This window comes from Vibrio sp. 10N.261.51.A4 (assembly GCF_041471945.1).
Taxonomy (GTDB): domain Bacteria; phylum Pseudomonadota; class Gammaproteobacteria; order Enterobacterales; family Vibrionaceae; genus Vibrio; species Vibrio crassostreae_C.
Window position 1 is genome coordinate 43,595 of record NZ_JBFRPJ010000002.1, and the last position, 25,461, is coordinate 69,055.

Here is a 25,461-nt window from a genome sequence, read left to right on the forward strand (position 1 = left end):
AAATTGGAATAAATAGCGATTCACTCTGACTTATTATGCAAAAGGTAGCGTTTTCGCCTCAATTTAATGAATGAGTTCTATCAATAAGCTGCAATTACACCCCTTACATTGTTTAAATAAAGTTAATCAAAATGAGATTCACGTAGCTTGATGTCTCACAAGAAAAACAAGTTTTGTGAACTTAGATACGCCGAGATCTGCAAAATATAATCTGCACGCTCAACACTACATACACACCGTAAGGCACAATTATTTTAAGGTTATTACATTGTAAGCATTTCACTCGGAACAGTTGGGAAGCAAGTAATAGTGAAATAACTCAGTAAGAATTGAGTATTGAACTCGAGCCATGACGACAAAGGCTCGAAGAAGATAGGTAAACGTCAATTTGTGAAAACTAATTACACGATTCATCAATGGGAAGTTAATGAATCGCTGCGTTTTGTAGCTTTCTTTCACATATACTCATAAAGTGATCAAGATCAATCACCCTAAAGGGTAAGCTTGTTAGACTCCTCAGCAAAGAATAAGGCATTAAAAATGCCAAACATTTCTTTTAACTTAGCTGCATAAAGCACAGCAAAACCGTGCAACATAATGTTAATGAGTTATAACTAAGAAATAACGCAATTACGCAATTACGCGAACTTATAGAATTCAATTTTAGAATTACTAACAAAAAATATGAGGAATCTATGTCAGACGTTGTCAATAATGCGAACTCTGAAGTAGAAGAGAAAAGCTATAAAGAGCTACACCGTCCTGCTTCTGAATTTGAGAGCCGCTCAGATTATCTAGATCACGAACTTCAAATCATGAAGCCTCGCCGCTTCGGTTTAAACCTTCCAGGTCGTGACTTCCGCTTTGAACTTGAAGATCTTGTTCCTGCACTTGCTGGTACTATTGGTATCATTGCGATGTACTCTGCAGTAATGATGTCGTGGGCTGATGGCCTAACTCAAGCTTGGGATCACGTAAACCTAGGTAAAGACTTCGCAATTGAAGTCGCTCGTGTAGAAATGCTTATTCCTGCACTACTGTTTTGTATCCTTGCTTCTGGTTTCTTTAACCCTAAAGCAAACCTTGCCGGCAACCACGGCCCAATGATCCCTCTTATCGGTACCATCGCTCTCGCTGGTGCTCACCCTCTTGCATTGGCCATCCTGATCGGTGTGTTCGGTCTCATCCTAAGTTTCCTAAAAGGCGGATCTAAACTTGTTAACCTAACTTCTGAAGGTACAGCAGGTGGCTTGCTCATATTCTTAGGCTTAACCGGTACCATGAGCCAAATCAACTCAATTCAAGCATGGGCGGTTGGTCTTCAATCTTCTACTGTTGAAGCGGGTAGCATGGGTTACGTGGGTCTTATCGTTCTTGCTATTACTATTGCTATCTACGCTTTCTTAGCAAAAGTGAACAAGCGTTGGTTAGCTATTCCAGTTTGTGCGTTTACAGGCCTTGCTATTGCATTAGCATTAGGCGCTGGTTTCGATATCGTGTTCGAAACTGAAATGGGCATTCCAAACCTAAACCCAGTTTACTGGTGGGGTTCGACTTCTGAAGGTTGGATGCTTGGCTTGCCAAACGTTGAGCACTTCATCGCTTCGCTACCGTTCGCTATTCTTGCAGTAGCAATGTGGTCACCAGACTTCCTAGGTCACCGTATCTTCCAAGAGCTGAACTACCCTAAACGTTCTGAAAAAGTTCTGATGGACGTAGATGACACAATGACGATGTGTTCTGTTCGTCAAATGGTCGGTACTGCAGTAGGTGGTGGTAACATCACATCTTCTTGGGGTACTTACATGATCCCAGCAGCAATCGCGAAACGTCCAATCCCTGGCGGCGCTATCTTGCTTGGTTCTCTGTGTATTATTGTTGCGATTCTTGGTTTCCCGATGGACGTAGCAGTATGGCCACCAGTGATGCGTGTTGCGCTACTTGTAGGTGTATCTCTACCTCTACTTGAAGCAGGTATGCAAATGGTTAAAGATTCAAAAGACTCTCAAGCGGCTGGTATCTGTATCTTTGGTTCAGCGGTTGTTAACCCAGTATTAGCATGGGCACTAACTATGCTTCTTGATAATAATGGTCTAATTGGTGATAAAGAGCGTGCAAAGCGTCTATCATTTGTAGATAAGATTGTTATCCCTGTTGGCGTTTTAGTTATCTGTCTAGTGGCAATGCTTGCAGTTGGTATGCTAGAAGGTCAGTATGGTCTAAAAGCTTGGCTATAATAGTCCTTACTACACAAAAGTAGTATTAGGATTAAAAAAAAGTTTGGGTGGCAACCCCTGCCACTCAAATTTTTTCAACTTTTTTTGGCATTTATTGATTTAGTTTAAGGTTTGCAGAAATTTTTTAGCGTAGTCTTGAATACATAGAGTAAAGACAACATATAAAAGGTAGTGACAATATATATAACCATATGATGCTTATATGCTCATATATATTGTTATTAATAAGAGTGTACTACCCTTACGAGGGGCGCTGGCTCAACAGTGTTAATGTACGTATTTTTTCTACTAAAAAGGTAGGTATGTCATGGCAGAGCAATTTGCTAAAGCTTGGGAAGATTTTGCTGCAGGTGAGTGGCAAAGCGAAGTAAACGTTCGTGATTTCATTCAAAAGAACTACACGCCGTATGAAGGCGACGAGTCTTTCCTAGTTTCTGAGGGTACTGAAGCAACTAACAAGCTTTGGTCTTCGGTAATGGAAGGTATCAAACAGGAAAACGCAACTAAAGCACCTGTAGATTTCGATACTTCTGTTATCTCTACCATTACTGCTCACGATGCAGGTTACATTGAGAAAGATCTTGAGACTATCGTTGGTCTACAAACTGAGAAGCCACTAAAACGTGCAATCATCCCTAACGGTGGTGTACGTATGGTTGAAGGTTCTTGTAAAGCATACGGTGAAACTCTTGACCCAATGGTTTCAAAAATCTACTCAGAATACCGCAAAACACACAATGCTGGCGTTTTCGATATCTACACTCCTGATATCCTAAAATGTCGTAAGTCTGGTGTTCTGACTGGTCTTCCTGATGCTTACGGCCGTGGTCGTATCATTGGTGACTACCGTCGTGTTGCACTTTACGGTATTGATTTCCTAATGAAAGACAAGCAAGCTCAATTTGCTTCTCTTCAAGAGCAATTCGAAAACGGTGAAAACCTAGCAGAAACAATGCAACTGCGTGAAGAGATCTCTGAGCAACATCGTGCTCTAGGTCAAATCAAGCAAATGGCTGAGAAATACGGTTTCGATATCTCTGAGCCAGCTCAAACTGCTCAAGAAGCTATCCAGTGGACTTACTTCGGCTACCTAGCTGCTGTTAAATCTCAAAACGGTGCTGCAATGTCTCTAGGTCGTACTTCGACTTTCCTAGACATCTACATCGAGCGTGATATCGCTGCTGGCAAAATCACAGAAGACCAAGCACAAGAAATGATCGACCACTTCGTAATGAAGCTGCGTATGGTTCGTTTCCTACGTACTCCTGAGTACGATGAGCTATTCTCTGGCGACCCAATCTGGGCAACAGAGTCTATGGGTGGTATGGGTATCGACGGTCGTACGCTAGTAACGCGTTCGAACTTCCGTTTCCTAAACTCTCTATACACTATGGGTCCTTCTCCAGAGCCAAACATCACTGTTCTTTGGTCTGAGCAACTACCTGACGGCTTCAAACGTTTCTGTGCGAAGGTATCTATCGATACTTCTTCTATCCAGTACGAAAATGATGACCTAATGCGTCCTGACCTTGAGTCTGATGATTACGCTATCGCTTGTTGTGTATCTCCAATGATCGTTGGTAAGCAAATGCAGTTCTTCGGTGCTCGTGCTAACCTTGCGAAAACAATGCTTTACGCAATCAACGGCGGTGTGGACGAAAAACTTAAGATGCAAGTTGGTCCTAAAGAAGCTCCAATGACTGACGCTGTTCTTGATTACGATAAAGTAATGGACCGTCTAGATCACTTCATGGACTGGCTAGCTAAGCAATACGTGACTGCACTAAACAGCATTCACTACATGCACGACAAGTACAGCTACGAAGCGTCTCTAATGGCTCTTCATGACCGTGACGTTCGTCGTACAATGGCTTGTGGTATTGCTGGTCTATCTGTTGCAGCTGACTCACTGTCTGCAATCAAGTTCGCGACTGTTAAACCAATCCGCGACGAAGATGGCATTGCAACTGACTTCGAAATTGAAGGCGATTACCCTAAATACGGTAATAACGACTCTCGTGTAGATGATATTGCTTGTGAACTAGTTTCTACGTTCATGAACAAGATCCGTAAGCTTAAGACTTACCGTAACTCTATCCCTACACAGTCAGTTCTTACTATCACGTCTAACGTGGTTTACGGTAAGAAAACAGGTAACACTCCAGACGGTCGTCGTGCTGGCGCTCCTTTCGCTCCTGGTGCAAACCCAATGCACGGTCGTGATGAGAAAGGCGCTGTAGCTTCACTAACGTCTGTAGGTAAACTACCGTTTGCTGACGCACAAGATGGTATCTCTTACACGTTCTCTATCGTGCCAAACGCACTAGGTAAAGAACAAGACAGCCAACGTGCTAACCTTGCAGGCCTAATGGATGGTTACTTCCACCACGAAGCTGGCATTGAAGGTGGTCAACACCTTAACGTTAACGTTCTTAACCGCGAAACTCTTGAAGACGCAGTTAAGCACCCTGAGAAATACCCTCAGCTAACAATCCGTGTATCTGGTTACGCTGTTCGCTTTAACTCTCTAACTGCAGAGCAACAAGCTGACGTAATCGCACGTACATTTACTGAGTCTCTATAAGCTCACGCTCAATAGACAGTAAATAATATTAGCCTCGCCAATGTGCGGGGCTTTTTTATATCTGAAATAAATCGCACTACACTCACCTATCCCGCGAAATGTTAGGTTGAGCAAAAAAGCACCCTGCCATTCACTTTTTTTCCACAAATTCTGTCAAATTACGGTAATATCGCGGTTCATAATTTAAGAGTAACTGCTCCATGAAATACCTGCGTTGTTTACCCCTGATTCTTCTCTCTTTCTCATCTTTAGCCTCTGAGCGTTCTACGTTAACTTTTGCTTTAGATAATGATGGTATTTTTGGTGTCGACCAAGACTATACCAACGGCTTATTTCTGGGTTACACATCATCAAGTATTACGCCATATAACTGGGTAAAACCATTGAGTCTTTCCTACTGGGGCGCAAGCTCTCTAGACAAGTGGGAAATCACCATTGGCCACAAGATGTATACGCCTTCTGACATTGAGTTAGAAACGCCATCGCCTAATGATCGCCCATACGCAGGTTACCTTCACACTGAATTCAATTACATCAGCTTAAACCCACAGCAAGCCCAGCGTTTTAATATCACGTTTGGTACTACGGGCGAACGTGCACTGTCTGAAGATGCTCAAAAGCTGGTTCACTCAATCACTAAGTCGGATGAGCCGATGGGTTGGGAATACCAAGTCGATGATGAATGGGCGGGAAGCGTTGGTTACCTAAGCCATTTCAACCTAATGCGTAATCAAGCTCTTGCGAATACTGACTACGAAATCTCTAACGTTTCTGAAATCAACGTCGGTAACTTTAGAAGTGACATTTCAACGGGCTTCATGTTTCGTTGGGGTACAGACTTAGGCGGTAACTTTGGTGCAGCTAACATCACCACAGAAAACCCATTCAAACCGGGCATGATCGGCGCATCAAACGCTGGTTGGTTTACCTATGCAGGCCTCGAAGGTCGCTACCGATTCAACGACCTGACTATCGAAGGCGATCGCTCAGGTGTTGATGAGTACGCTAATAAAAACAACGAAGATCCAGCGATCTACGATGTGACTTTAGAGAACATTCAAGCAACTGCTGTATTGGGTGTCGCTTGGTATAACCGATACGTTGGTGCCTCTTTAGCGCTAACCGCAAAAACACCGGATTACGAAGAAGCGAAAGAGTCAGTGTACACCACTGGCGGTATCACAATGTTTGCTTTCTTCTAGCCACCAGTAAGGGCTTTCGTCCTTTACTTTTCAAGTTTAATAAAGGCAATCATCTTCACAGGTGGTTGCCTTTATTTTTAAAGGTCTCGTTACCATTTGACCCTATTTTATGTACCGTTTTTGTAATAAAATAAACGGTATAAATTCCTCTACGAGAATAGCTCATGTCTACAACTGGTCGCATTCACTCATTCGAATCTTGTGGTACTGTCGATGGCCCTGGTATCCGCTTTATTGTGTTTCTTCAAGGCTGCTTAATGCGTTGTATGTACTGTCATAACCGTGATACATGGGATCTTCATGACGGAAAGGAAGTAACGGTCGAAGAGATCATCAACGAAGCAAAATCATACCGTCATTTCATGAAAGCATCGGGCGGTGGTATCACCTGTTCTGGTGGTGAAGCGATGCTACAACCTGAGTTTGTTCGTGACTTTTTCCGCGCAGCTCAAGCTGAAGGCATCCACACTTGTCTTGATACTAATGGCTACATTCGTAAGCACACTGAAGTGGTTGATGAAGTCCTAGAAGCCTCTGATCTAGTTATGTTGGATCTTAAGCACATGCGAGATGAGATTCACCACGATTTCATTGGTGTATCAAACAGACGTACTCTGGATTTCGCACGCTACTTACACAAAATCGGTAAGAAGACGTGGATTCGTTATGTGATTGTCCCTGGCTACACGGACACACCTGAAGATGCTCATCTGCTAGGCGAATTCATCAAAGACATGGATAACATCGAGAAAGTAGAACTGCTTCCATACCATAAGCTTGGTGCACATAAGTGGGAAGCACTTGGTTTTGACTACCCTCTTGAAGGTACAAACCCGCCAAGCAAAGAGAAAATGGACGAGATTGTTGCTGTTCTTAGCCAGTACCATTCAAACGTAAAATACTAATCTAGACTGACGTTCATAGTGATTTCAAGCGCCTCAATTTCGATTGGGGCGTTTTCTTTTCTAGCGCTAACTATCCTTTCACTTTTCTTTACAACTTTTGTTTATCAATTAAAAAAATCATATTAAATCCGTGTTGAGATCATGTTTCCACGCGTAGGAATGCTGTTACTCTTACTGCAACAAAAGAATATAACATTTAGTTTTTTAGTGAGGCTCATCCCATGGAAATGACCAATGCTCAGCGTCTAATTCTATCAAATCAATACTACCTAATGTCTCAAATGAACCCTGAGAACTCGGCGAAATACCAGCGTCTACAAACGATTGTAGAACGTGGTTACGAACTCCAAATGCGTGAACTTAACAAAGAGTTTGGTTGTTTGACTGAAGCAGAATGTCGCGAAATTATCGACATCATGGAGATGTACCATGCAATGCAAGAGTCGAACAAAATGCTTGCAGAACAAGAGCGTGCTGAAGTAGACCAACGTCGCCTGCAGTTCTTAGGTTTTGATATCGCTTCTGAAGCGCAGATCGTACACTACGTGCGTTTCCTTGTTGATTCTGAAGGTCTTTACCCTCAATTCGACAAAGCCGATCACCACTTCAATAGCCAAATGCCAATGCTAGAGAAGTACCGTCGCATGCTAACAACATGGCGCAACTGTCCTCGTCAGTACCACCTATGTGCGACAGAGCTATCTCAAATCTTTAGCGCTTAATACGTTAATAGATCAGCGATAACTTTTTAAAAAGTTTCAAGAAAAAGGGTTACTCATCGTGAGTAACCCTTTTTTTATTCGAATCACTTGAACTAGAAAACGCAAGCAGCGTCAAATAACGCAGTAACCTTCTAGAGTATCAATTTACCATTTCAAACATAATGAGAATCAATAACGACTTTTTTGATAAACCATTCTCACATTCTCTTGTTATTTTCTGATAGCCAAGCGCATTAGACCGTTCATCATGCAAGATTATTAATAAGGCTCGACTATGTATTTAACATACATAAATCCAGCACGGGTATTATTAAGCGACCTAAAATCTCAAAACAAACGGCCAGATCCCCTCGAATGTAAAATAATTTGATTCTACGCGCCTCAAGTTGCCTATTGCGCTCGCCACGTTTTTCACACGCAAAATTGTAAATAAATACATAATTGTTAAGCAAAATTGTGGAAGCGGGTCTAACCTTAAAATGTAGGGAGAGCCTATTTTTCAATCGCTCGTCAGTTTTGACTGGTTAACAAGGGGAATGTGACTATGAGTATCTTTGACCACTATCAATCACGTTATGAAGCAGCCAAGGAAGAAGAGCTGACATTGCAGGAGTTCTTAGGGCTGTGTAAAGACGATAAAAGTGCTTACGCTAATGCTGCCGAGCGCTTATTACTAGCCATTGGCGAACCAGAGGTTATTGACACTGCTCAAGACCCTCAACTGAGTCGTATTTTCTCAAACCGTGTCATCTCACGCTACAGCGAATTTAAAGATTTCTACGGTATGGAAGATGCGATTGAACAGATTGTTTCTTACTTAAAACATGCTGCGCAAGGTTTAGAAGAACGTAAACAAATCCTTTACCTACTTGGCCCTGTGGGCGGTGGTAAATCTTCTCTCGCTGAAAAACTCAAAGCCCTGATGCAGAAACTACCAATCTATGTATTGTCTGCTGACGGTGAACGAAGCCCAGTAAACGATCACCCATTCTGTCTATTCGACGTTAACGAAGACGGCGACTTATTGAAGAATGAATATGGCATTGAGAAACGCTATCTTCGCTCAATTATGTCTCCGTGGGCAGCGAAACGTCTGCACGATTTTGGCGGTGATATTTCCAAATTCAAAGTCATCAAACTGCGCCCTTCTATTCTCGATCAAGTTGCGATCGCGAAAACGGAGCCAGGTGATGAAAACAACCAAGATATCTCGTCTCTGGTTGGTAAAGTTGATATTCGTAAACTTGAACACTTCTCTCAAGATGATCCTGATGCCTACAGCTACTCTGGTGCGCTTTGTAAAGCCAACCAAGGTGTGATGGAATTCGTGGAGATGTTCAAAGCGCCAATCAAAGTATTACACCCTCTACTTACGGCAACACAAGAAGGTAACTTCAACGGTACCGAAGGGCTTTCTGCACTGCCATTTGACGGTATGATTCTCGCTCACTCGAACGAATCTGAGTGGCAGACCTTCCGTAACAACAAAAACAACGAAGCATTCCTCGACCGTGTGTACATTGTAAAAGTCCCTTACTGTCTGCGTGTGTCTGAAGAAGTTAAGATCTACAAGAAACTGCTTGAGCACAGTGAGCTATCCCAAGCGCCTTGCTCACCAAGCACACTCGATCTGCTATCGCAATTCAGCATTCTTTCGAGACTAAAAGAGCCTGAAAACTCATCTCTATTCTCTAAGATGCGTGTTTACGATGGTGAGACTCTAAAAGACACCGATCCAAAAGCGAAGAGCTACCAAGAGTACCGAGATTATGCTGGCGTTGACGAAGGCATGTCTGGGCTATCAACGCGTTTCGCCTTTAAGATCCTGTCTCGTGTGTTTAACTTCGACCAAGCCGAAGTGGCCGCGAACCCAGTGCACCTGTTCTACGTTATTGAGCAGCAAATCGAACGGGAGCAGTTCCCTCAAGAGACCGCCGAGAAGTACCTAGAGTTCTTGAAAGGATACCTAGTGCCACGCTACGTAGAGTTCATCGGTAAAGAAATTCAAACCGCTTATCTAGAGTCTTACTCTGAGTACGGTCAGAATATCTTCGACCGCTATGTCACCTACGCAGATTTCTGGATTCAAGACCAAGAGTACCGCGACCCAGAAACAGGCCAACTATTTGACCGTGCTTCTCTGAATGGTGAACTAGAGAAAATCGAGAAGACAGCCGGTATCAGTAACCCTAAAGACTTCCGAAATGAGATTGTGAACTTTGTGCTTCGTGCCAAAGCCAACAATAACGGTCAAAACCCAGTGTGGACGAGCTACGAGAAACTGCGCACTGTGATTGAGAAGAAAATGTTCTCTAACACAGAAGAGCTACTTCCTGTTATTTCGTTCAATGCTAAGACCTCAACGGATGATCAGAAAAAACATGACGACTTCGTTGCTCGTATGATGGAAAAAGGCTACACCGAGAAGCAAGTGAGACTGCTATCTGAGTGGTACCTAAGAGTTCGTAAATCCTCATAACTAAACGGTATTGAGCTGCTCAACTGAGCAGCTCGTATAAACCAATAACTTTTATACCTTAGTAAATCAATAACTCTTATACCCGAATAAAAAGTAGGATCGCGACATCAGCTGAGAGGGAGTTCTTATGGCACAATTTATCGATCGGAGGCTCAATGGCAAAAATAAGAGTGCTGTGAATAGACAGCGTTTCTTACGACGCCATAAAGAGCAAATCAAAGAATCTGTGGCCGATGCAGTTAACCGACGCTCAATCACCAATACAGAAACAGGTGAAGACGTCACTATTCCCCATAAAGACATCAAAGAGCCGAACTTTCACCAAGGTCAAGGCGGCGTAAGAGAGCGCGTTCACCCAGGTAATGATCAGTTCATCACTGGCGATAAAATCGAACGCCCTAAAGGTGGTGGTCAAGGTGGTGGCTCAGGCCAAGGCGACGCAAGCCCTGATGGCGAAGGCCAAGATGAATTTACCTTCCAAATTTCAAAAGATGAGTATCTTGATATTCTCTTTGAAGATTTAGCTCTACCTAATCTAGAGAAAAATCAGGTCAACAAAATCACCGAATGGAAAACTCACCGCTCTGGTTACCAAAGCGCGGGGATTCCATCCAACATCGCTATCGTTCGTTCACTACAGCAATCTCTGGCTCGTAGAACCGCGATGACAGCAGGTAAAAAGCGCGAGCTTAACCTACTGATGGAACAGCTTGACCAAGTTAAAATGACGGAGCCGGCACAACCTTTTGAGGAAGGTCGCCTCAAAGAAGAGATTGCCGAGTTACGTAAAAAGATTGAAAGCGTGCCGTTCATTGACACCTTCGACTTACGTTTTAAAAACTACGAGAAGCGCCCTATTCCATCTAGCCAAGCCGTGATGTTCTGTCTAATGGATGTATCGGGCTCTATGGATCAGGCCACAAAAGATATTGCGAAGCGCTTTTATGTCCTTCTGTACCTGTTCCTAAACCGCACCTACGAAAACGTCGATGTTGTGTTTATTCGTCACCATACTCAGGCTAAAGAAGTTGATGAACATGAGTTTTTCTACTCACAAGAAACCGGCGGCACCATTGTTTCTAGTGCACTGAAGCTGATGAAGGAAATTGTCGCAGACCGCTACCCTGCGAATGAGTGGAACATCTATGCAGCACAAGCCTCTGATGGCGATAACTGGGCTGATGACTCTCCTCGCTGTAAAGAGTTACTGGTCAATACGCTTCTGCCAACTTGCCAATATTACTCTTACATCGAAATAACACGCCGCTCTCATCAAACACTTTGGCACGAATACGAAAAACTCGAGAGTAGCTTTGACAACTTCGCCATGAAAAACATTAAAACGGTGGATGATATTTTTCCTGTGTTTAGAGAACTGTTCCAGAAAGAGACAGCGTAAGGGAGTTTGCCATGACAGCGAAATCAAACGTTGCAGAGAAAAACAAAGCTGCAAAAAAGAAAAACGACAAGATGCTGCCTGATGGTCCAGATTGGACGTTCAACCTCTTGGAGAAATACCACGTAGAAATCAAACGTGTTGCGCAGCATTACCGTTTAGATACTTACCCAAACCAGATTGAAGTGATTACTTCAGAACAGATGATGGATGCCTACTCGAGCATTGGTATGCCTATCAATTACAACCACTGGTCTTTTGGTAAGAAATTCATTCAAACCGAGCAAAACTACAAGCATGGCCAAATGGGCTTGGCATACGAAATCGTAATCAACTCCGATCCTTGTATCGCTTACCTGATGGAAGAGAACACGGTCACAATGCAGGCGCTGGTAATGGCTCACGCTTGTTATGGCCACAACTCTTTCTTTAAAGGCAACTACCTGTTCCAAACATGGACCGATGCCAGTTCCATCATCGATTACTTGTTGTTTGCTAAGAAGTACATCAGTGGTTGTGAAGAGAAATATGGTGTTGCTGAAGTCGAGCAGCTCCTTGATTCTTGTCACGCACTGATGAATTACGGCGTAGACCGATACAAACGCCCTGAGAAGATTTCCATTGCAGAAGAGACAGCAAGACAAGAAGAACGCGAAGCTTATCTGCAATCTCAAGTGAATGAGCTATGGCGAACCGTTCCTCAAAATAAAAGTAAGGAAGAAGAGACCAAGATCCGCTTTCCTAGCGAGCCTCAAGAAAACATTCTCTACTTTATCGAGAAGAACGCACCACTGCTTGAACCTTGGCAACGAGAGTGTGTTCGCATCGTTCGCAAAGTGAGCCAATACTTCTACCCTCAAAAACAAACTCAAGTGATGAACGAAGGCTGGGCAACCTTCTGGCATTACACCATTCTTAACCACCTTTACGACGAAGGCTTGGTGAGTGATAAGTTCATCTTAGAATTCCTACACAGCCATACCAGTGTCGTCGCACAACCTGCCTACAACAGTCCTTATTTCAGCGGGATAAACCCTTATGCGCTTGGCTTTGCGATGTTTAGAGACATCCGACGCATCTGTGAAGAGCCAACCGATGAAGATAGAGAGTGGTTTCCTGAGTTAGCCGGAAGTGATTGGTTAGAAGCGGTGCACTTTGCGATGCACAACTTCAAAGATGAAAGTTTCATCAGCCAATACCTTTCTCCAAAAATCATTCGAGACTTTAAGCTGTTCTCTGTACTCGACGACGACCGTAAAAATACCATTGAGGTGAGTGCTATTCATGATGATCCGGGCTATCGCCTGATTCGTGAGAAGCTTGCGGCGCAATACAACCTAAGTAACCTTGAACCAAACATTCAGGTGTTTAATGTCGATGTTCGTGGTGACCGCTCAATGACACTGCAATATGTGCCTCACGACCGCATCCCGCTTGATAAAGGCTACGACGAAGTGATGAAGCATCTCTATCGCTTGTGGGGCTTTGATGTGATTTTGGAAGAGCTCAAAGATACGGGTCATAGAGAGATTCTGACTACTTGTCCAAAACGTAATGATTATGGAGCCAAGATTTAATATCAATCACAGTAAGTCAGTGTTTGGTATAAAACTCCGCTCCCCCTACAACATAGTGGTCACCCGCTCGGAAGTGGAGCAATAAAAAAACGCATAAGTCTGATGACTTATGCGCTTTCTTTTTAAGGCTCAAACGTCTGTAAATGAACGTAAGGCACCAAGCCTAGAACTAGAACTCAATAAGCTTAAACAATCGGCTTTTGACCGCGTTCAATCAGCTTCATCAACACGCTGTCTGCAGATTTACCTGCCACGCCCGCTAGTTTGTCTGAAAGCTTTTTCTTCTGTACGTAGTGGATCGCTAGAACCGTTTTGTCCTTACATGCCGCTACGACTAAGTCATCAGAAGTGCTGATCTCATCCACCAGTCCAAGTTCATGTGCTTGTGTACCAAACCAGTGTTCACCCGTTGCTACTTTTTCAAGATCTAACGCAGGACGATGGTCACGGATGAAGTCTTTGAATAGGCCATGTGTCTCTTCTAGCTCTTCTTTGAACTTCTCACGTGCTTTATCGCTGTTCTCACCAAACATAGTAAGCGTGCGTTTGTACTCACCCGCCGTTAGCTGCTCGAACTCAATATCGTGCTTTTTAAGTAGTTTGTTGAAGTTTGGCAGTTGAGCGATAACACCAATAGAGCCAACAATAGCAAACGGTGCAGATACAATTTTGTCTGCGATACATGCCATCATGTAACCGCCGCTTGCCGCCACTTTGTCTACCGAGATAGTCAGAGGCAAACCTGCCGCTTTGATGCGATCAAGTTGAGAAGACGCTAAACCATAGCCGTGAACCATGCCACCGCCAGACTCAAGTTTCAGCAATACTTCATCACCTTCACGAGCCACAGCCAGAACCGCCGTTACCTCTTCACGTAATGAAGCCACTTCTTTCGCATCAATGCTGCCGTTAAAATCAAGAACGAATAGATGTGGTTCACGCTTACTATCAAGCTCACCCTCTTTCGCTGCTTTCTTCACTTCTTTACCGCGTGATTTTACTTTCTCTTTTTCCGCTTTCTTTTCTGCTTTATCACGGGCTTTGATGAAAGCATCATCATGTAGATGGTGCTCTAGTTGTTCAATCGTCTGTTTATGATGTTCAGATAGGTTCGTGATTTCCAGCTCACCTTTAATCGCGCTTGATTTCCCACCCACAGATTTAGCAATCACTAAAATTGCGATGATGGCGATTACAACGGTCGCAATCTTGGCTAAAAACAAGCCGTAGTCCAACAAAAATTCCAATGTCATATCCCCTATTGTATGAATTAGTGTATTGTAACCATCTTGTCACGATTACCAAGAATTTCTCATCATTCCTGCGGTTATCTGTGTGATTAAACATCAATGGAATGACGAACATAATAAAAGAAAGAAGGATAAGCACAGTGGATTACCCAATCTCTACAGATGCCCTCAAAGATAAAGTAATTTTGGTTACAGGTGCCGGTGCTGGCATTGGTCGCCAAGCAGCACTAAGCTTCGCTCAACATGGTGCAACTGTCATTCTGTTAGGCCGCAATGTTAAAAACCTTGAATTCATTTACGATGAAATCGAAAGCGCTGGTTACCCACAACCTGCGATTATCCCATTGGATTTAAAAGGTGCGACAAAGCAGAACTACGTTGATATGGCTGAAACCATTCAATCACAGTTCGGTCGTTTAGACGGTCTACTTCATAATGCTGGCGTTCTTGGCACTCTGAGCCCGTTTGAGCAGATTGATGAAGAAACCTTTGATGATGTTATGCAGATCAATGTGAAGTCTGAGTTCTTGATGACTCAAGCTCTGCTACCTGCACTTAAAAAAGCAGAAGCAGGTCGTATCGTATTTACCTCTTCAACGGTTGGTCACTCTGGCCGTGCATTCTGGGGCACTTACGCAATTTCTAAGTTTGCTACCGAAGGTATGATGCAGATCCTAGCGGACGAGCTTGAAGACACGAACATCCGTGTTAACGCAATCAATCCAGGCGGCACTCAAACACGTATGCGTGCAAAAGCGTACCCAGGAGAAGATGCGAATAAGCTAAAAACGCCACTCGACATCATCCCACTGTACCTACACTTAATGAACCCAAGTGTGACAGACATTAATGGCCAATGTATCGATGCTCAACCTAAGTAACTTGATATCATTGACCAATAGTAAAAAGTCGCTTCCATAGCGGCTTTTTTTGTATCTAAATCAATCAACTAACACTGATACCAATCGTAGTAAATAACTGGTCATCCTAGCTTGTTAAAACACTCGATAACGGCGTTAGAAATTTTGATTGTAGAATAACTACTTATCGAAAATTTCTGCCTTGTTCTCAAGCATTTTTCCTGCGCTATTTATGATCACTTACTTACTGTGATTGGTATTATTCCCCTAATTTTCGTCATTTTGCTTTGCATCTTTTTCATTGTTAAATATACTGTATAAATATACAGGTATTTAATTATGCATGAACTAATAAAAAACTTACAAGACCGCCAGCTAATCTGGAAAGGGTTACAATCAACAACGCAAGGAAGCACCACTTCAACAGGCTATCCTCAACTGGATAAACAGCTTGATGGCGGCTTCCCGACGCACGGCGTTATTGAAGTTGAATCACAACAAGGGATCGGCGAGCTTCGCCTACTGACGCCCTATTTATCTCAACAAAACTCGCAAAAACTGGCCATATTCATTAACCCGCCAGGGAAGATCTGTGCTGAGTTTTTTAACAGCCAAGGCATTGAATTAGAAAACATTCTCGTTATCCAGCCTCAACGCGATCTCGATGCGTTGTGGGCAGCTGAGCAGTGCCTCAAAAGCGGCGCTTGCCATTCTGTATTGTTATGGGGAATCGATCTCGAAATTCACCAAACCAAACGCCTACAAGCAGCAAGCGAAACGGGCAAGTGCCTGCAATTTCACTTTAAAGCCACCAGCCATAATCAATTATCCCTACCCGTTTCTTTAAGCATGAAACTCTCTTCTCACGCGCAGGGGTTAAAGGTTGAAGTGACGAAGAGAAAAGGCAGTTGGTCGTATGGCAGCTTTATTCTCGACATGACCCCAAATTGGCCGTTACTGACAGAGAAAGTCATCAACATCGATAGTTCACACCACGGTCTATCAGGTAATACTGTATTGGCCTTTCCTATTGCGAAACAAGGTTAGCGCATGCTGTGGCTTTATCTGCACTTTCCATCTCTGCAGTTGGATACCTTATTTAACTCTAATGAATTGGGTTCGAGCGAAGACTCACGCGAACAACCTATTATCATCGTGGATGAAAAAGATCATCGTGTGCTGCAGGCTAATCAAGCAGCACTGGACTCAGGCATTACACTGGAGATGGGTCTAGGGTCTGCGGCAGCGCTTTGCCATAACTTACACGTCCACCCTTACAGTATTGAGCTGGAGAAAAGTAAGCTGAAAGAGATAGCTCAATGGGCGTATCTGGTCACTTCTGATATGGCGTTATTGCCACCTAATGGTTTGTTGATTAAAGCCTCTAACATGCTGTCACTTTACGACGGGCTAGATAACTATTGGCATGAACTCAAAAGCCATTTAGAAACGCTCAATATTCAGTTCAACTTTGCGACGGGTTATTCACCGCTTTCTGCGATCCTTTTGGGTAAGCAAGCGATCAACCAAGCAACAAACAATGTTCAACAGATGAAGACTTGGGTTAATCAGCAAGCTCTAAGTTCTAGCGAACTGCCGCCTAAACAAGTTGAACGCTTAAATCGTGTCGGCATTAATATCATTGAAGAGTTATTGAAGCTGCCTTTGCAAGAGGTCGCACGCCGCTTTGATATCGACTTGGTGAATTATGTCGGTCGCCTTAACGGCCAGTTCAAGCACCCGATTGATTTCTATCATCCACCAGAGAATTTCCAGCAATATTTGGAGCTATTGTTTGATATTGAAAACATCCTATTTATCGAAAAGCCGTTGCTGAAATTACTGAATCAACTCGAATGTTTTTTGAAGCTACGCGATCGAGTGGCTTTCGAGTTAACTCTGACTTTACACCTAAGAGATAAAGACGATCACCCTGTCTCTTTTTATTCGGCACAAGGTGATTACCTTGCTGAAAAATGGGCGAACCTTACTCATCTCACCTTAGAGTCACTCAAGCTCACCGCACCGGTTCAAGGACTGACCCTCAGCTTGGTTCGTCATGGAGAACCCCAAATGGCCTACCATGATCTTTTTGATGGTAATACCGGAACACTTGCCGCGTTAGATTTGCTCTCACTACTGCAAGCAAAGCTTGGACAAGCCTGTATTCAAACACCAAAAATACAGCACGACCCAAGGCCAGAAAAGGCCAATCAGTATTCGCTCCCAACACTGAGTAAGTCTGTGACAAAAAGGCAAACACCCCCAGAGAGCGAGCAACAAACCATAGCTCTCAGCGTCGTTCAACAGCGGCTCAGGCCCAGTATTTTACTGCCAGAGCCCGAAGCCTTAACCGATAGCGTCACCTTATCTCAAGGCCCAGAGCGCATTGTGTCTGGCTGGTGGGACGGAGAGAAGGTCATTCGTGACTACTTTATTGCTCACAGCGAAAACGGTCGGTGGCTCTGGATATTTAGAACGCCAGATAAACAGTGGTTTTTGCACGGCTTATTTAGCTAGTCTGTTCTACTGATTCAATTTCAGCGTCCCTTTTCAATCATGTTCACTCGCAATGGTTAAGTGAGATTACTTTATGTCTCAGCAATACTCAGAGCTTTTCTGTCAAAGCAATTACTCCTTTCTAGAGGGAGCTTCGCATGCGGAAGAGCTTGTTTTACAGGCCGACTTCTTACGTTACAAGGCACTCGCGGTTACTGATGAGTGCTCAGTCGCGGGCATCGTTAAGGTTCACTCTGCAATCAAGCAACATAAACTGTCACTCAAGCAAATTGTCGGGAGCATGTTTTGGTTAAATGAAGAGTGCCAAGTGATCTTGATATGCCCAAACAGACAAGCCTACGCCGAGCTGTGCCGTATAATTACCAACGCGAGACGTCGTAGCAGTAAGGGACATTATCAGCTCTCTGAGTGGGACATCATGTCGGCTAAGCACTGCTTTATTCTTTGGCTTCCTCAACAGAAAAATGAAGACGCGCACTGGGGGCAATGGCTATCTCAGCACCATTCAGGTCGGCTTTGGATCGGCTTACAAAGACACCTAAAGCAAACCGACCAGCAGTACACAGATTACTGCGTTGAGCTGTCACAACATCATCAACTGCCGATAACAGCTTGTGGTGGCGTGCTAATGCACAATGCTAACCGCTTACCCTTGCAGCACTCACTCACTGCGATAAAGTACCAAAAGCCCATTACCGAAGTGGGCAGTCACTTACTCGCTAATGCCGAGCGCTGTTTACGGAGTATCAATAAGCTCTCTCATATCTTCAAAGCGGAGTGGCTAGAAGAGAGCAACCGTATCGCTGAGCTGTGTGAATTTGATTTAAATAGCTTGCGATACGAATATCCCAGTGAGCTGATTCCTCAAGGGGAGACACCCATGAGTTATCTGCGCATGTTGGTCGAAAAAGGAAAACGAGCCCGCTTCCCACAAGGTGTACCTGACGACATCCAACAAATCATAGATAAAGAATTGGGATTAATTGACGAGCTTGACTACCCTTTCTTTTTTCTCACCATTCACGACATCGTGATGTTTGCCAAAAGCCAAGGCATTCTTTACCAAGGTCGAGGTTCAGCGGCCAATTCCGTGGTCTGTTACTGCTTAGAAATCACCTCTGTCGACCCAAGACAGATCTCGGTGCTGTTTGAGCGTTTCATCAGTAAAGAGCGCGATGAGCCGCCTGATATTGATGTCGATTTTGAACACGAACGTCGTGAAGAAGTCATCCAATACATCTATAAAAAATACGGTAGAGAACGGGCTGCACTTGCTGCAACAGTCATCTCTTATCGCTTCAAAAGTGCGGTGAGAGATGTGGGGAAAGCATTAGGGCTACAAGAAACTCAGCTCGACTACTTCATCAAGAACACCAATCGCAGGGACAAAAGCTTAGGTTGGCAGGCTCAGCTCACTCAATTAGGGCTACAACCTGATTCTTTGAAGGGGCAGCAGTTTATCCACTTGGTTAATGAGATTATCGGCTTCCCACGTCACTTATCTCAACATGTCGGTGGCTTTGTCATATCCTCAGGGCCTTTGTATGAGCTGGTTCCCGTCGAAAATGCAGCGATGCACGATCGAACCATTATCCAATGGGATAAGGATGATCTAGAAACCTTAGGCTTGCTGAAAGTTGATGTGCTCGCGTTGGGTATGCTCTCTGCGATTCGTAAATGTTTCGACCTGATCAAACGTATTCACGGGCGATCACTGACCATTGCTGAGATCACTCGCCTTAAGGACGATCCTCAGGTTTACGGCATGATTCAGCGAGCAGACACAGTCGGGATATTCCAAATTGAGTCACGCGCACAAATGAGCATGCTGCCAAGGCTTAAACCGAAGACTTATTACGACTTGGTGATTCAAATCGCTATCGTACGCCCAGGCCCTATTCAGGGTGATATGGTGCATCCGTTTCTCAAGCGTCGAGATGGCATTGAGCCAATCAGTTATCCATCTAAAGACGTGGAATCAGTACTGTCGCGCACCTTAGGTGTACCGATATTCCAAGAGCAAGTGATCAAACTCGCGATGGTCGCTGCAGGGTTCACAGGCGGAGAAGCAGATCAACTCAGACGGGCAATGGCCGCTTGGAAGAAAAATGGCAACGTCTTTAAGTTTAAAAACAAACTCATCGAAGGAATGCAAAAGCGCGGCTATGAGACAGAGTTTGCTGAGCAGATCTTTAAACAGATATGCGGCTTTGGCGAGTACGGTTTTCCTGAAAGCCACTCCGCTTCGTTTGCGGTGTTAGCGTATTGCTCCGCTTGGTTGAAGTGCTACTACCCTGAATGTTTCTACGCTTCTCTGTTGAATAGCCAACCCATGGGCTTTTATAGCCCCTCACAATTGGTACAAGACGCACAACGACACAATGTGGTGATACTTCCGATATGTGTGAACGCTTCTCAAAACGACCACACGGTTGTCCCTCATCAGAATGGTCTAGCGATTCGCTTAGGGCTGCGACAAATCAAAGGATTCAGCGAGCATGGAATTCAAAGCGTGCTCGCCAATCGTCCACCATCCGGTTATCGCCACCCTAGTCAGGTGAAACAGTTATCGATGAATAAGAAAGATATCGAGCTACTGGCATCGGCTAATGCGCTACATAACGTTTCTGGAGACCGCTTCCAGACTCGCTGGGCGATCATGGACTCGGCGTCGGATTTACCTCTGTTTAGCCAAGCCTATGACGATGCTGAGGCAGGACATGACGAACATGTACTGCACAAGCCCAATGAGATGCAAGATCTACTCGAAGACTTCACCAGTGTCGGAATTTCATTGAACAAGCACCCCATCACTTTGCTCGAAGAAGCAGGACGATTAGGTCGATTCACACACATGAAAGATTTAATACAGCAAAGACACAAATCTATGGTCACCGTTGTCGGATTAGTCACAGGTAAACAATCTCCCGGCACCGCGGCAGGTGTCACCTTTGTTACGCTGGAAGATAGCACTGGCAATATTAATGTCGTGGTATGGGGAGCAACCGCACGCGCTCAACAGCAAGCTTATCTCACAGCCAAGGCGTTAAAAGTACAAGGGATATTAGAAAAAGAAGGTGAAGTCGTGCATGTTATCGCGGGAAAACTTATCGATATTACCGATGAAATTGTTGGCTTGAAAACCAAATCTCGGGATTTTCATTAGCGAAGTACCAACTGTTCTCAATCGATCATTGGCTAAAGAAAAGAGAGAAAGAAAACGAAAAAGGGAAGCATCCGCTTCCCTTCAATTCCAGTTGTTGAGTTATGACTCAACTTCAGCTTCCGTACGTCTTTTCTTAAATTCCCTATACAGTAATAAGCTCAAAGTCATGACGACTTTAGACGTTAACCATATCATTAAGAGGAACTACCTTAGATTGTGTGTGAAAAATCACGCTAGTAGTTGAGCATATTTCGTTAAGAAAAATATGCTGCGTGAATATTAGCAAGCGTTTTCTATAAGGTCACTCAAAACAAACCGTACAGCAGCATTAATTATAAAATCTGACGCATTCGCTCTTGAGTCACTTCAACCAAGAGGTCTGGCTGGAACTTAGAAATAAAGCGGTTACACCCTACTTTCTCAACCATAGCTTCATTAAAACTTCCACTTAATGAAGTATTTAGCGTGATGAATAGGTCATGCATTCTTGGGTCAGTACGTACTTCGTGTGTCAGCTTGTAGCCGTCCATTTCAGGCATTTCAGCATCGGTGATCATCAACAATATTTCTTGATTGATGTCTTTGCCTTCATCACACCAGCCCTTAAGTAAGGTCAGTGCTTCTAAGCCATCACAACACTCAATAATGTTCAAACCCAACTGCGACAAGGTGCCTTTGATCTGGTTACGCGCTGTTGAAGAGTCATCAACGATAAGCACATTGCGTCCTATCATCTCCTGAGCTAATTGTTCATCTAAAACGCCTTCAGAGATCGAGACATCGTAATCAATGATCTCAGCCAACACTTTCTCAACATCGATGATCTCGACGATCTTGTTCTGCTCTTCTTCTTGAATATGCGTGATAGCGGTTAGGTAATTTGCACGGCCTGTTGTCTTTGGCGGCGGCTGGATTTCTGTCCATGTCGTGTTCACGATATTACGAACTTGCCCAACCAAGAAACCTTGTACGGTTCGGTTGTATTCCGTAATAATCAGGTTGCTCTCTTGAGACTCCGCACGAGATGGCGGAAAGCCAATGGCACTGCGTAAATCGATAACAGGCACCGATTCACCACGTAAAGACGCAACACCCGTAATATGATGATGAGAGCCCGGTAAGCGAGTGAGTACTGGCACTTTGAGGACTTCTTTCACTTTAAATACGTTAATCGCAAATAGTTGACGACTATTTAAGCTGAATAACAAGAGTTCCAGACGGTTTTCACCGACCAGTTTGGTTCTCTGATCAACCGAATTTAAAACGCCAGACATACAACACCTTAGTGACAAATAATAACTGTGGCTACAATAGCCTACTTCAATAGGTTAAAGCAAAGCGCCAATGCACAGAATGCTTAAACTAAGTACAACAAATGATGTTATACAAAGCTTAAGTACATGGAAAGGTTCAAGGTAAGGCTACAAGACGAGAAAAAGGGGTTAACCTTCAATAACTTTCATTAACAGTTGGCCATCGTATAAGGCCTGCTTGATGAGCGCAGCACCTGGCATGGTTGCCTGCTTATAAAAACGAGATTCCACCAGCTCTAAGTCTTTATGGTAAACCGATAGACTCTGCTCTTCGATACACTTTTGAATCGCCGGGTATAACACGCTCTTCGCCTGATTGATAACACCACCCACCAAGATTTTCTCTGGGTTGAACAGGTTAATCACAATCGCAATCGCAGAACCTAGATAACGGCCTAACTGTTCAATCACTTCGACAGCCAGCGGATCCCCATTAGCAGCGGCAGCACAGATCTGTTCAATAGTGACGTCTTCAAACACCGTTAGCGTTGATTCTTCACCATTTACCAATCGCTCTTTAACTTGCTCACGGATTGCCTGAGAACTCGCCACCGTTTCTAAACAGCCTCGATTACCACAGTGGCAAAGCTTGCCTTCCTTGTCGATCTGGATATGCCCCAACTCACCGATGTTACCGTGACGTCCTTGCAGAACGCGACCATCAAGAATGATCCCGGCACCTAAACCGTGGTGAATCGAGATAAGAACAGAGTTGTCGTTGTCTTGTGAGTTACCAAACAGCTTTTCTGCTAATGCCCACGCTCGGGTATCATTGGCAATAAAGACTGGCAAACCGGTTTCTTTGTAGATCTCCGGCCCCAACGCTAAGTTTTCAACGTTATAGTGCGGCATCTGCAACACAATACCTTGCTCTGAATTCACCAGACCTGGCAGTGTGATAGCGATACTCGTCACCCTGTCGAGTTGCTCGGCATAGGTTTGGAAGAACTCATCGATTTCATGGAGAAGACGCGCAAGCACATCGTCTTGATCACGTTCATGGATATCAATCTTGGTATCGATAAGCACGTCGCCGCCCAATTCATGGAGCGCGATCGTCAAGTATCCGCGACCAAGACGCATCGACAAAAATTGCCAACCTTCGTTATTGGTTTGCAGACCGACAGCAGGACGCCCACGAGTCGTGGCTTCTTGAACCGTCGTTTCGTGAATAAGGTGAGCTTCAATGAGTTCACGGGTAATTTTAGTAATACTCGCCGGAGCCAACTCACTTTGCTTGGACAGATCGATACGAGAAATAGGACCTTTAAGGTCAATTAGTTTATATACACGACCAGCATTGACCTGTTTGATATGATCAATATGGCCCGGTTGAGCCATGTACATTTTACGCTCCAGAAATCATCAACGAGGTAATTTTTTTACTTTGCGAAGTAATTGTGAAGTCACTTGGTATATCGCCGTGACCAGTATCACGTATATACATGAATCTTTGTGTATCGAGTCAAATAGTTCGAGGAAAATTAACACCCACATCGATAATTTGCGACTTAATTTTCAGAATAAAACATCGTATTTGAGCCCTGAATTCAATAATTAAAGGCAAATCAAGAAATATCCTCCTAGCTCCCAATAAATTATCAATTAATGCATATACTTAATTCAGTCTTTTAAAAGATTACTTGGCCTCACTCTAGGAGTATTCATGACAGCCGAATTAAGAAAAACGAAAATCGTCACAACGCTAGGCCCTTCTACTGATAAAGGTAACGTGCTTGAAGAGATCATCAAAGCCGGTGCCAATATTGTTCGTATGAACTTCTCTCACGGCACCAGCGACGACCATATACAACGCGCAGAAAAAGTCAGAGCAATAGCAAAAAGACACGGTACTCAAATCGCCATTCTCGGAGACTTACAAGGTCCCAAGATTCGTGTGTCGACATTCAAAGATGGCAAAATCCAACTTGCCGTAGGCGACCTGTTCACTCTCGATAGCAGCCTAGGTTTAGGTGAAGGCAATCAAGAAGCCGTTGGCCTTGATTACAAAGAACTGCCTAACGACGTATCCGCCGGCGATATACTGTTGCTTGACGATGGTCGTGTTCAACTCAAAGTAACCAAAGTGGAAGGCTGTCGCGTTCATACCGAAGTCATCATTGGCGGCCCACTCTCAAATAACAAAGGCATCAACAAAAAAGGGGGTGGCCTTTCCGCAGAAGCGCTAACAGAAAAAGACAAGCGCGACATCGTCACCGCCGCACAAATCAAAGTGGATTACCTAGCGGTGTCTTTCCCTCGTAATGGTGAAGACATGCACTATGCTCGTCAGCTTGCACGAGAAGCCGGCTTAGAAGCTCACCTCGTCGCAAAAGTGGAGCGAGCAGAGACAGTAGCTACAGTTGAGAACATGGATGACATCATAATGGCCTCAGATGTGGTCATGGTGGCTCGTGGTGACCTCGGAGTGGAAATTGGCGACCCTGAGTTAGTCGGAGTACAAAAACAGCTTATACGCCGTGCCAGAGCGCTTAACCGAACTGTCATCACCGCAACTCAGATGATGGAATCAATGATTTCTGCGCCAATGCCAACCCGTGCCGAAGTTATGGATGTTGCCAACGCCGTACTCGATGGCACCGATGCTGTGATGCTGTCTGGTGAAACTGCAGCTGGTGACTACCCAGTCGAGACCGTAAAATCGATGGCTGAAGTCTGTATTGGTGCGGAAAAAATGGCAGGCATTAATAACCAATCCAATTACCGTATTGACCGCACCTTTGTTACTGCCGAAGAAACCGTTTCGATGGCGACCATCTACTCTGCAAACCATATGGAAGGTATTAAAGGCGTTGTCACTCTCACCGAGTCAGGCCGCACCGCACTGATGATGTCTCGCCTGAGTGCCGACATGCCGATCTACGCGCTGTCTCGTAACGAAGGAACGCTTAATCGCTGTACCTTATACCGAGGTGTGACACCAATCTACTTCGAGACAGAAGCCGAAGACAGCTTTGACATTGCACTATCTACACTCACTTGCTTGAAAGAGAAAGGACACCTTAAGTTTGGTGACCTAGTGATCGTCACTCAAGGCGACATTATGGATGTAGCAGGGTCAACCAACTGTATGAGAATCTTGCCTGTCACCTAATATTTGACCTTAAGGCGAAACGATTCGCCTAATCTCAAAAACTTAAAAGGGTTATCGAACCAAGTTCAATAACCCTTTTTCATTTCAGAACACGACTCACTACAATCTGCTTAAACAGCATAACGAGCTCACAGC

Annotated in this window: 16 protein-coding genes; 13 read left to right on the forward strand and 3 right to left on the reverse strand. The window is 44.2% G+C overall.

Annotated features, from left to right (window positions below; all coding sequences use genetic code 11):
* The first annotated feature begins 695 nt into the window (after positions 1 to 695).
* The 8 genes from AB4384_RS01160 to AB4384_RS01195 all read left to right on the forward strand — a co-directional run bounded on the left by AB4384_RS01160 (position 696) and on the right by AB4384_RS01195 (position 13,102).
* Positions 696 to 2,237, forward strand: a complete 1,542-nt coding sequence (locus tag AB4384_RS01160; protein WP_017062126.1) for a DUF3360 family protein — start codon at positions 696 to 698, stop codon at positions 2,235 to 2,237.
* Positions 2,238 to 2,544: 307 nt separating this feature from the next.
* Positions 2,545 to 4,821 carry a formate C-acetyltransferase gene (pflB, locus tag AB4384_RS01165; RefSeq protein WP_017062127.1) on the forward strand — a complete coding sequence of 759 codons (2,277 nt, stop codon included), beginning with the start codon at positions 2,545 to 2,547 and terminating at the stop codon, positions 4,819 to 4,821.
* Positions 4,822 to 5,021: 200 nt separating this feature from the next.
* The gene (locus tag AB4384_RS01170; protein WP_017063491.1) at positions 5,022 to 6,023 is read left to right on the forward strand and encodes a lipid A deacylase LpxR family protein; all 1,002 of its coding nucleotides are present in this window, start codon (positions 5,022 to 5,024) and stop codon (positions 6,021 to 6,023) included.
* Between the two features lie 164 nt (positions 6,024 to 6,187).
* Positions 6,188 to 6,928 carry a pyruvate formate lyase 1-activating protein gene (gene pflA / locus AB4384_RS01175; RefSeq protein WP_010437353.1) on the forward strand — a complete coding sequence of 247 codons (741 nt, stop codon included), beginning with the start codon at positions 6,188 to 6,190 and terminating at the stop codon, positions 6,926 to 6,928.
* A 221-nt stretch (positions 6,929 to 7,149) separates the two neighbouring features.
* A complete protein-coding gene (locus tag AB4384_RS01180) occupies positions 7,150 to 7,650 on the forward strand; it encodes a YfbU family protein (RefSeq protein ID WP_017070032.1) in 501 nt (166 codons plus the stop codon).
* A 544-nt stretch (positions 7,651 to 8,194) separates the two neighbouring features.
* Positions 8,195 to 10,129 (forward strand): PrkA family serine protein kinase, encoded by a 1,935-nt coding sequence (locus AB4384_RS01185; RefSeq protein WP_017062132.1) that lies wholly within the window; start codon positions 8,195 to 8,197, stop codon positions 10,127 to 10,129.
* A gap of 127 nt (positions 10,130 to 10,256) precedes the next feature.
* Positions 10,257 to 11,528 (forward strand): YeaH/YhbH family protein, encoded by a 1,272-nt coding sequence (locus AB4384_RS01190; protein ID WP_017062133.1) that lies wholly within the window; start codon positions 10,257 to 10,259, stop codon positions 11,526 to 11,528.
* An 11-nt stretch (positions 11,529 to 11,539) separates the two neighbouring features.
* Positions 11,540 to 13,102 (forward strand): SpoVR family protein, encoded by a 1,563-nt coding sequence (locus AB4384_RS01195; RefSeq protein ID WP_017062134.1) that lies wholly within the window; start codon positions 11,540 to 11,542, stop codon positions 13,100 to 13,102.
* Between the two features lie 185 nt (positions 13,103 to 13,287).
* Here AB4384_RS01195 and sohB read toward each other — a convergent pair whose 3' ends face one another.
* The gene (sohB, locus tag AB4384_RS01200; protein ID WP_009849001.1) at positions 13,288 to 14,349 is read right to left on the reverse strand and encodes a protease SohB; all 1,062 of its coding nucleotides are present in this window, start codon (positions 14,347 to 14,349) and stop codon (positions 13,288 to 13,290) included.
* Positions 14,350 to 14,492: 143 nt separating this feature from the next.
* On the opposite strand from sohB, the gene AB4384_RS01205 reads away from it, so the two are divergent.
* The 4 genes from AB4384_RS01205 to AB4384_RS01220 all read left to right on the forward strand — a co-directional run bounded on the left by AB4384_RS01205 (position 14,493) and on the right by AB4384_RS01220 (position 20,898).
* Entirely contained in the window at positions 14,493 to 15,233 is a 741-nt protein-coding gene (locus AB4384_RS01205) for a YciK family oxidoreductase (protein ID WP_017062135.1), read from the forward strand.
* A gap of 318 nt (positions 15,234 to 15,551) precedes the next feature.
* Positions 15,552 to 16,259 (forward strand): translesion DNA synthesis-associated protein ImuA, encoded by a 708-nt coding sequence (imuA, locus tag AB4384_RS01210; protein ID WP_372128123.1) that lies wholly within the window; start codon positions 15,552 to 15,554, stop codon positions 16,257 to 16,259.
* A gap of 3 nt (positions 16,260 to 16,262) precedes the next feature.
* Complete coding sequence (locus AB4384_RS01215; protein WP_372128736.1) at positions 16,263 to 17,732, forward strand: DNA polymerase Y family protein; 1,470 nt, start codon at positions 16,263 to 16,265, stop codon at positions 17,730 to 17,732.
* Between the two features lie 73 nt (positions 17,733 to 17,805).
* Complete coding sequence (locus AB4384_RS01220; RefSeq protein ID WP_372128737.1) at positions 17,806 to 20,898, forward strand: error-prone DNA polymerase; 3,093 nt, start codon at positions 17,806 to 17,808, stop codon at positions 20,896 to 20,898.
* Positions 20,899 to 21,230: 332 nt separating this feature from the next.
* Here AB4384_RS01220 and AB4384_RS01225 read toward each other — a convergent pair whose 3' ends face one another.
* Entirely contained in the window at positions 21,231 to 22,172 is a 942-nt protein-coding gene (locus tag AB4384_RS01225; protein ID WP_136973550.1) for a chemotaxis protein CheV, read from the reverse strand.
* A gap of 168 nt (positions 22,173 to 22,340) precedes the next feature.
* Positions 22,341 to 23,558 carry an ROK family protein gene (locus AB4384_RS01230; protein ID WP_017062140.1) on the reverse strand — a complete coding sequence of 406 codons (1,218 nt, stop codon included), beginning with the start codon at positions 23,556 to 23,558 and terminating at the stop codon, positions 22,341 to 22,343.
* A 319-nt stretch (positions 23,559 to 23,877) separates the two neighbouring features.
* Here AB4384_RS01230 and pyk point away from each other — a divergent pair, with 319 nt between their 5' ends.
* Entirely contained in the window at positions 23,878 to 25,326 is a 1,449-nt protein-coding gene (gene pyk / locus AB4384_RS01235) for a pyruvate kinase (RefSeq protein ID WP_017062141.1), read from the forward strand.
* Positions 25,327 to 25,461 lie beyond the last annotated feature (135 nt).

Coding starts and splice junctions, on each gene's coding strand:
- AB4384_RS01160 (WP_017062126.1), top strand. CDS start 696: ATGTCAGACGTTGTCAATAATGCGAACTCTGAAGTAGAAGAGAAAAGC.
- pflB (WP_017062127.1), top strand. CDS start 2,545: ATGGCAGAGCAATTTGCTAAAGCTTGGGAAGATTTTGCTGCAGGTGAG.
- AB4384_RS01170 (WP_017063491.1), top strand. CDS start 5,022: ATGAAATACCTGCGTTGTTTACCCCTGATTCTTCTCTCTTTCTCATCT.
- pflA (WP_010437353.1), top strand. CDS start 6,188: ATGTCTACAACTGGTCGCATTCACTCATTCGAATCTTGTGGTACTGTC.
- AB4384_RS01180 (WP_017070032.1), top strand. CDS start 7,150: ATGGAAATGACCAATGCTCAGCGTCTAATTCTATCAAATCAATACTAC.
- AB4384_RS01185 (WP_017062132.1), top strand. CDS start 8,195: ATGAGTATCTTTGACCACTATCAATCACGTTATGAAGCAGCCAAGGAA.
- AB4384_RS01190 (WP_017062133.1), top strand. CDS start 10,257: ATGGCACAATTTATCGATCGGAGGCTCAATGGCAAAAATAAGAGTGCT.
- AB4384_RS01195 (WP_017062134.1), top strand. CDS start 11,540: ATGACAGCGAAATCAAACGTTGCAGAGAAAAACAAAGCTGCAAAAAAG.
- imuA (WP_372128123.1), top strand. CDS start 15,552: ATGCATGAACTAATAAAAAACTTACAAGACCGCCAGCTAATCTGGAAA.
- AB4384_RS01215 (WP_372128736.1), top strand. CDS start 16,263: ATGCTGTGGCTTTATCTGCACTTTCCATCTCTGCAGTTGGATACCTTA.
- AB4384_RS01220 (WP_372128737.1), top strand. CDS start 17,806: ATGTCTCAGCAATACTCAGAGCTTTTCTGTCAAAGCAATTACTCCTTT.
- AB4384_RS01225 (WP_136973550.1), bottom strand. CDS start 22,172: ATGTCTGGCGTTTTAAATTCGGTTGATCAGAGAACCAAACTGGTCGGT.
- AB4384_RS01230 (WP_017062140.1), bottom strand. CDS start 23,558: ATGTACATGGCTCAACCGGGCCATATTGATCATATCAAACAGGTCAAT.
- pyk (WP_017062141.1), top strand. CDS start 23,878: ATGACAGCCGAATTAAGAAAAACGAAAATCGTCACAACGCTAGGCCCT.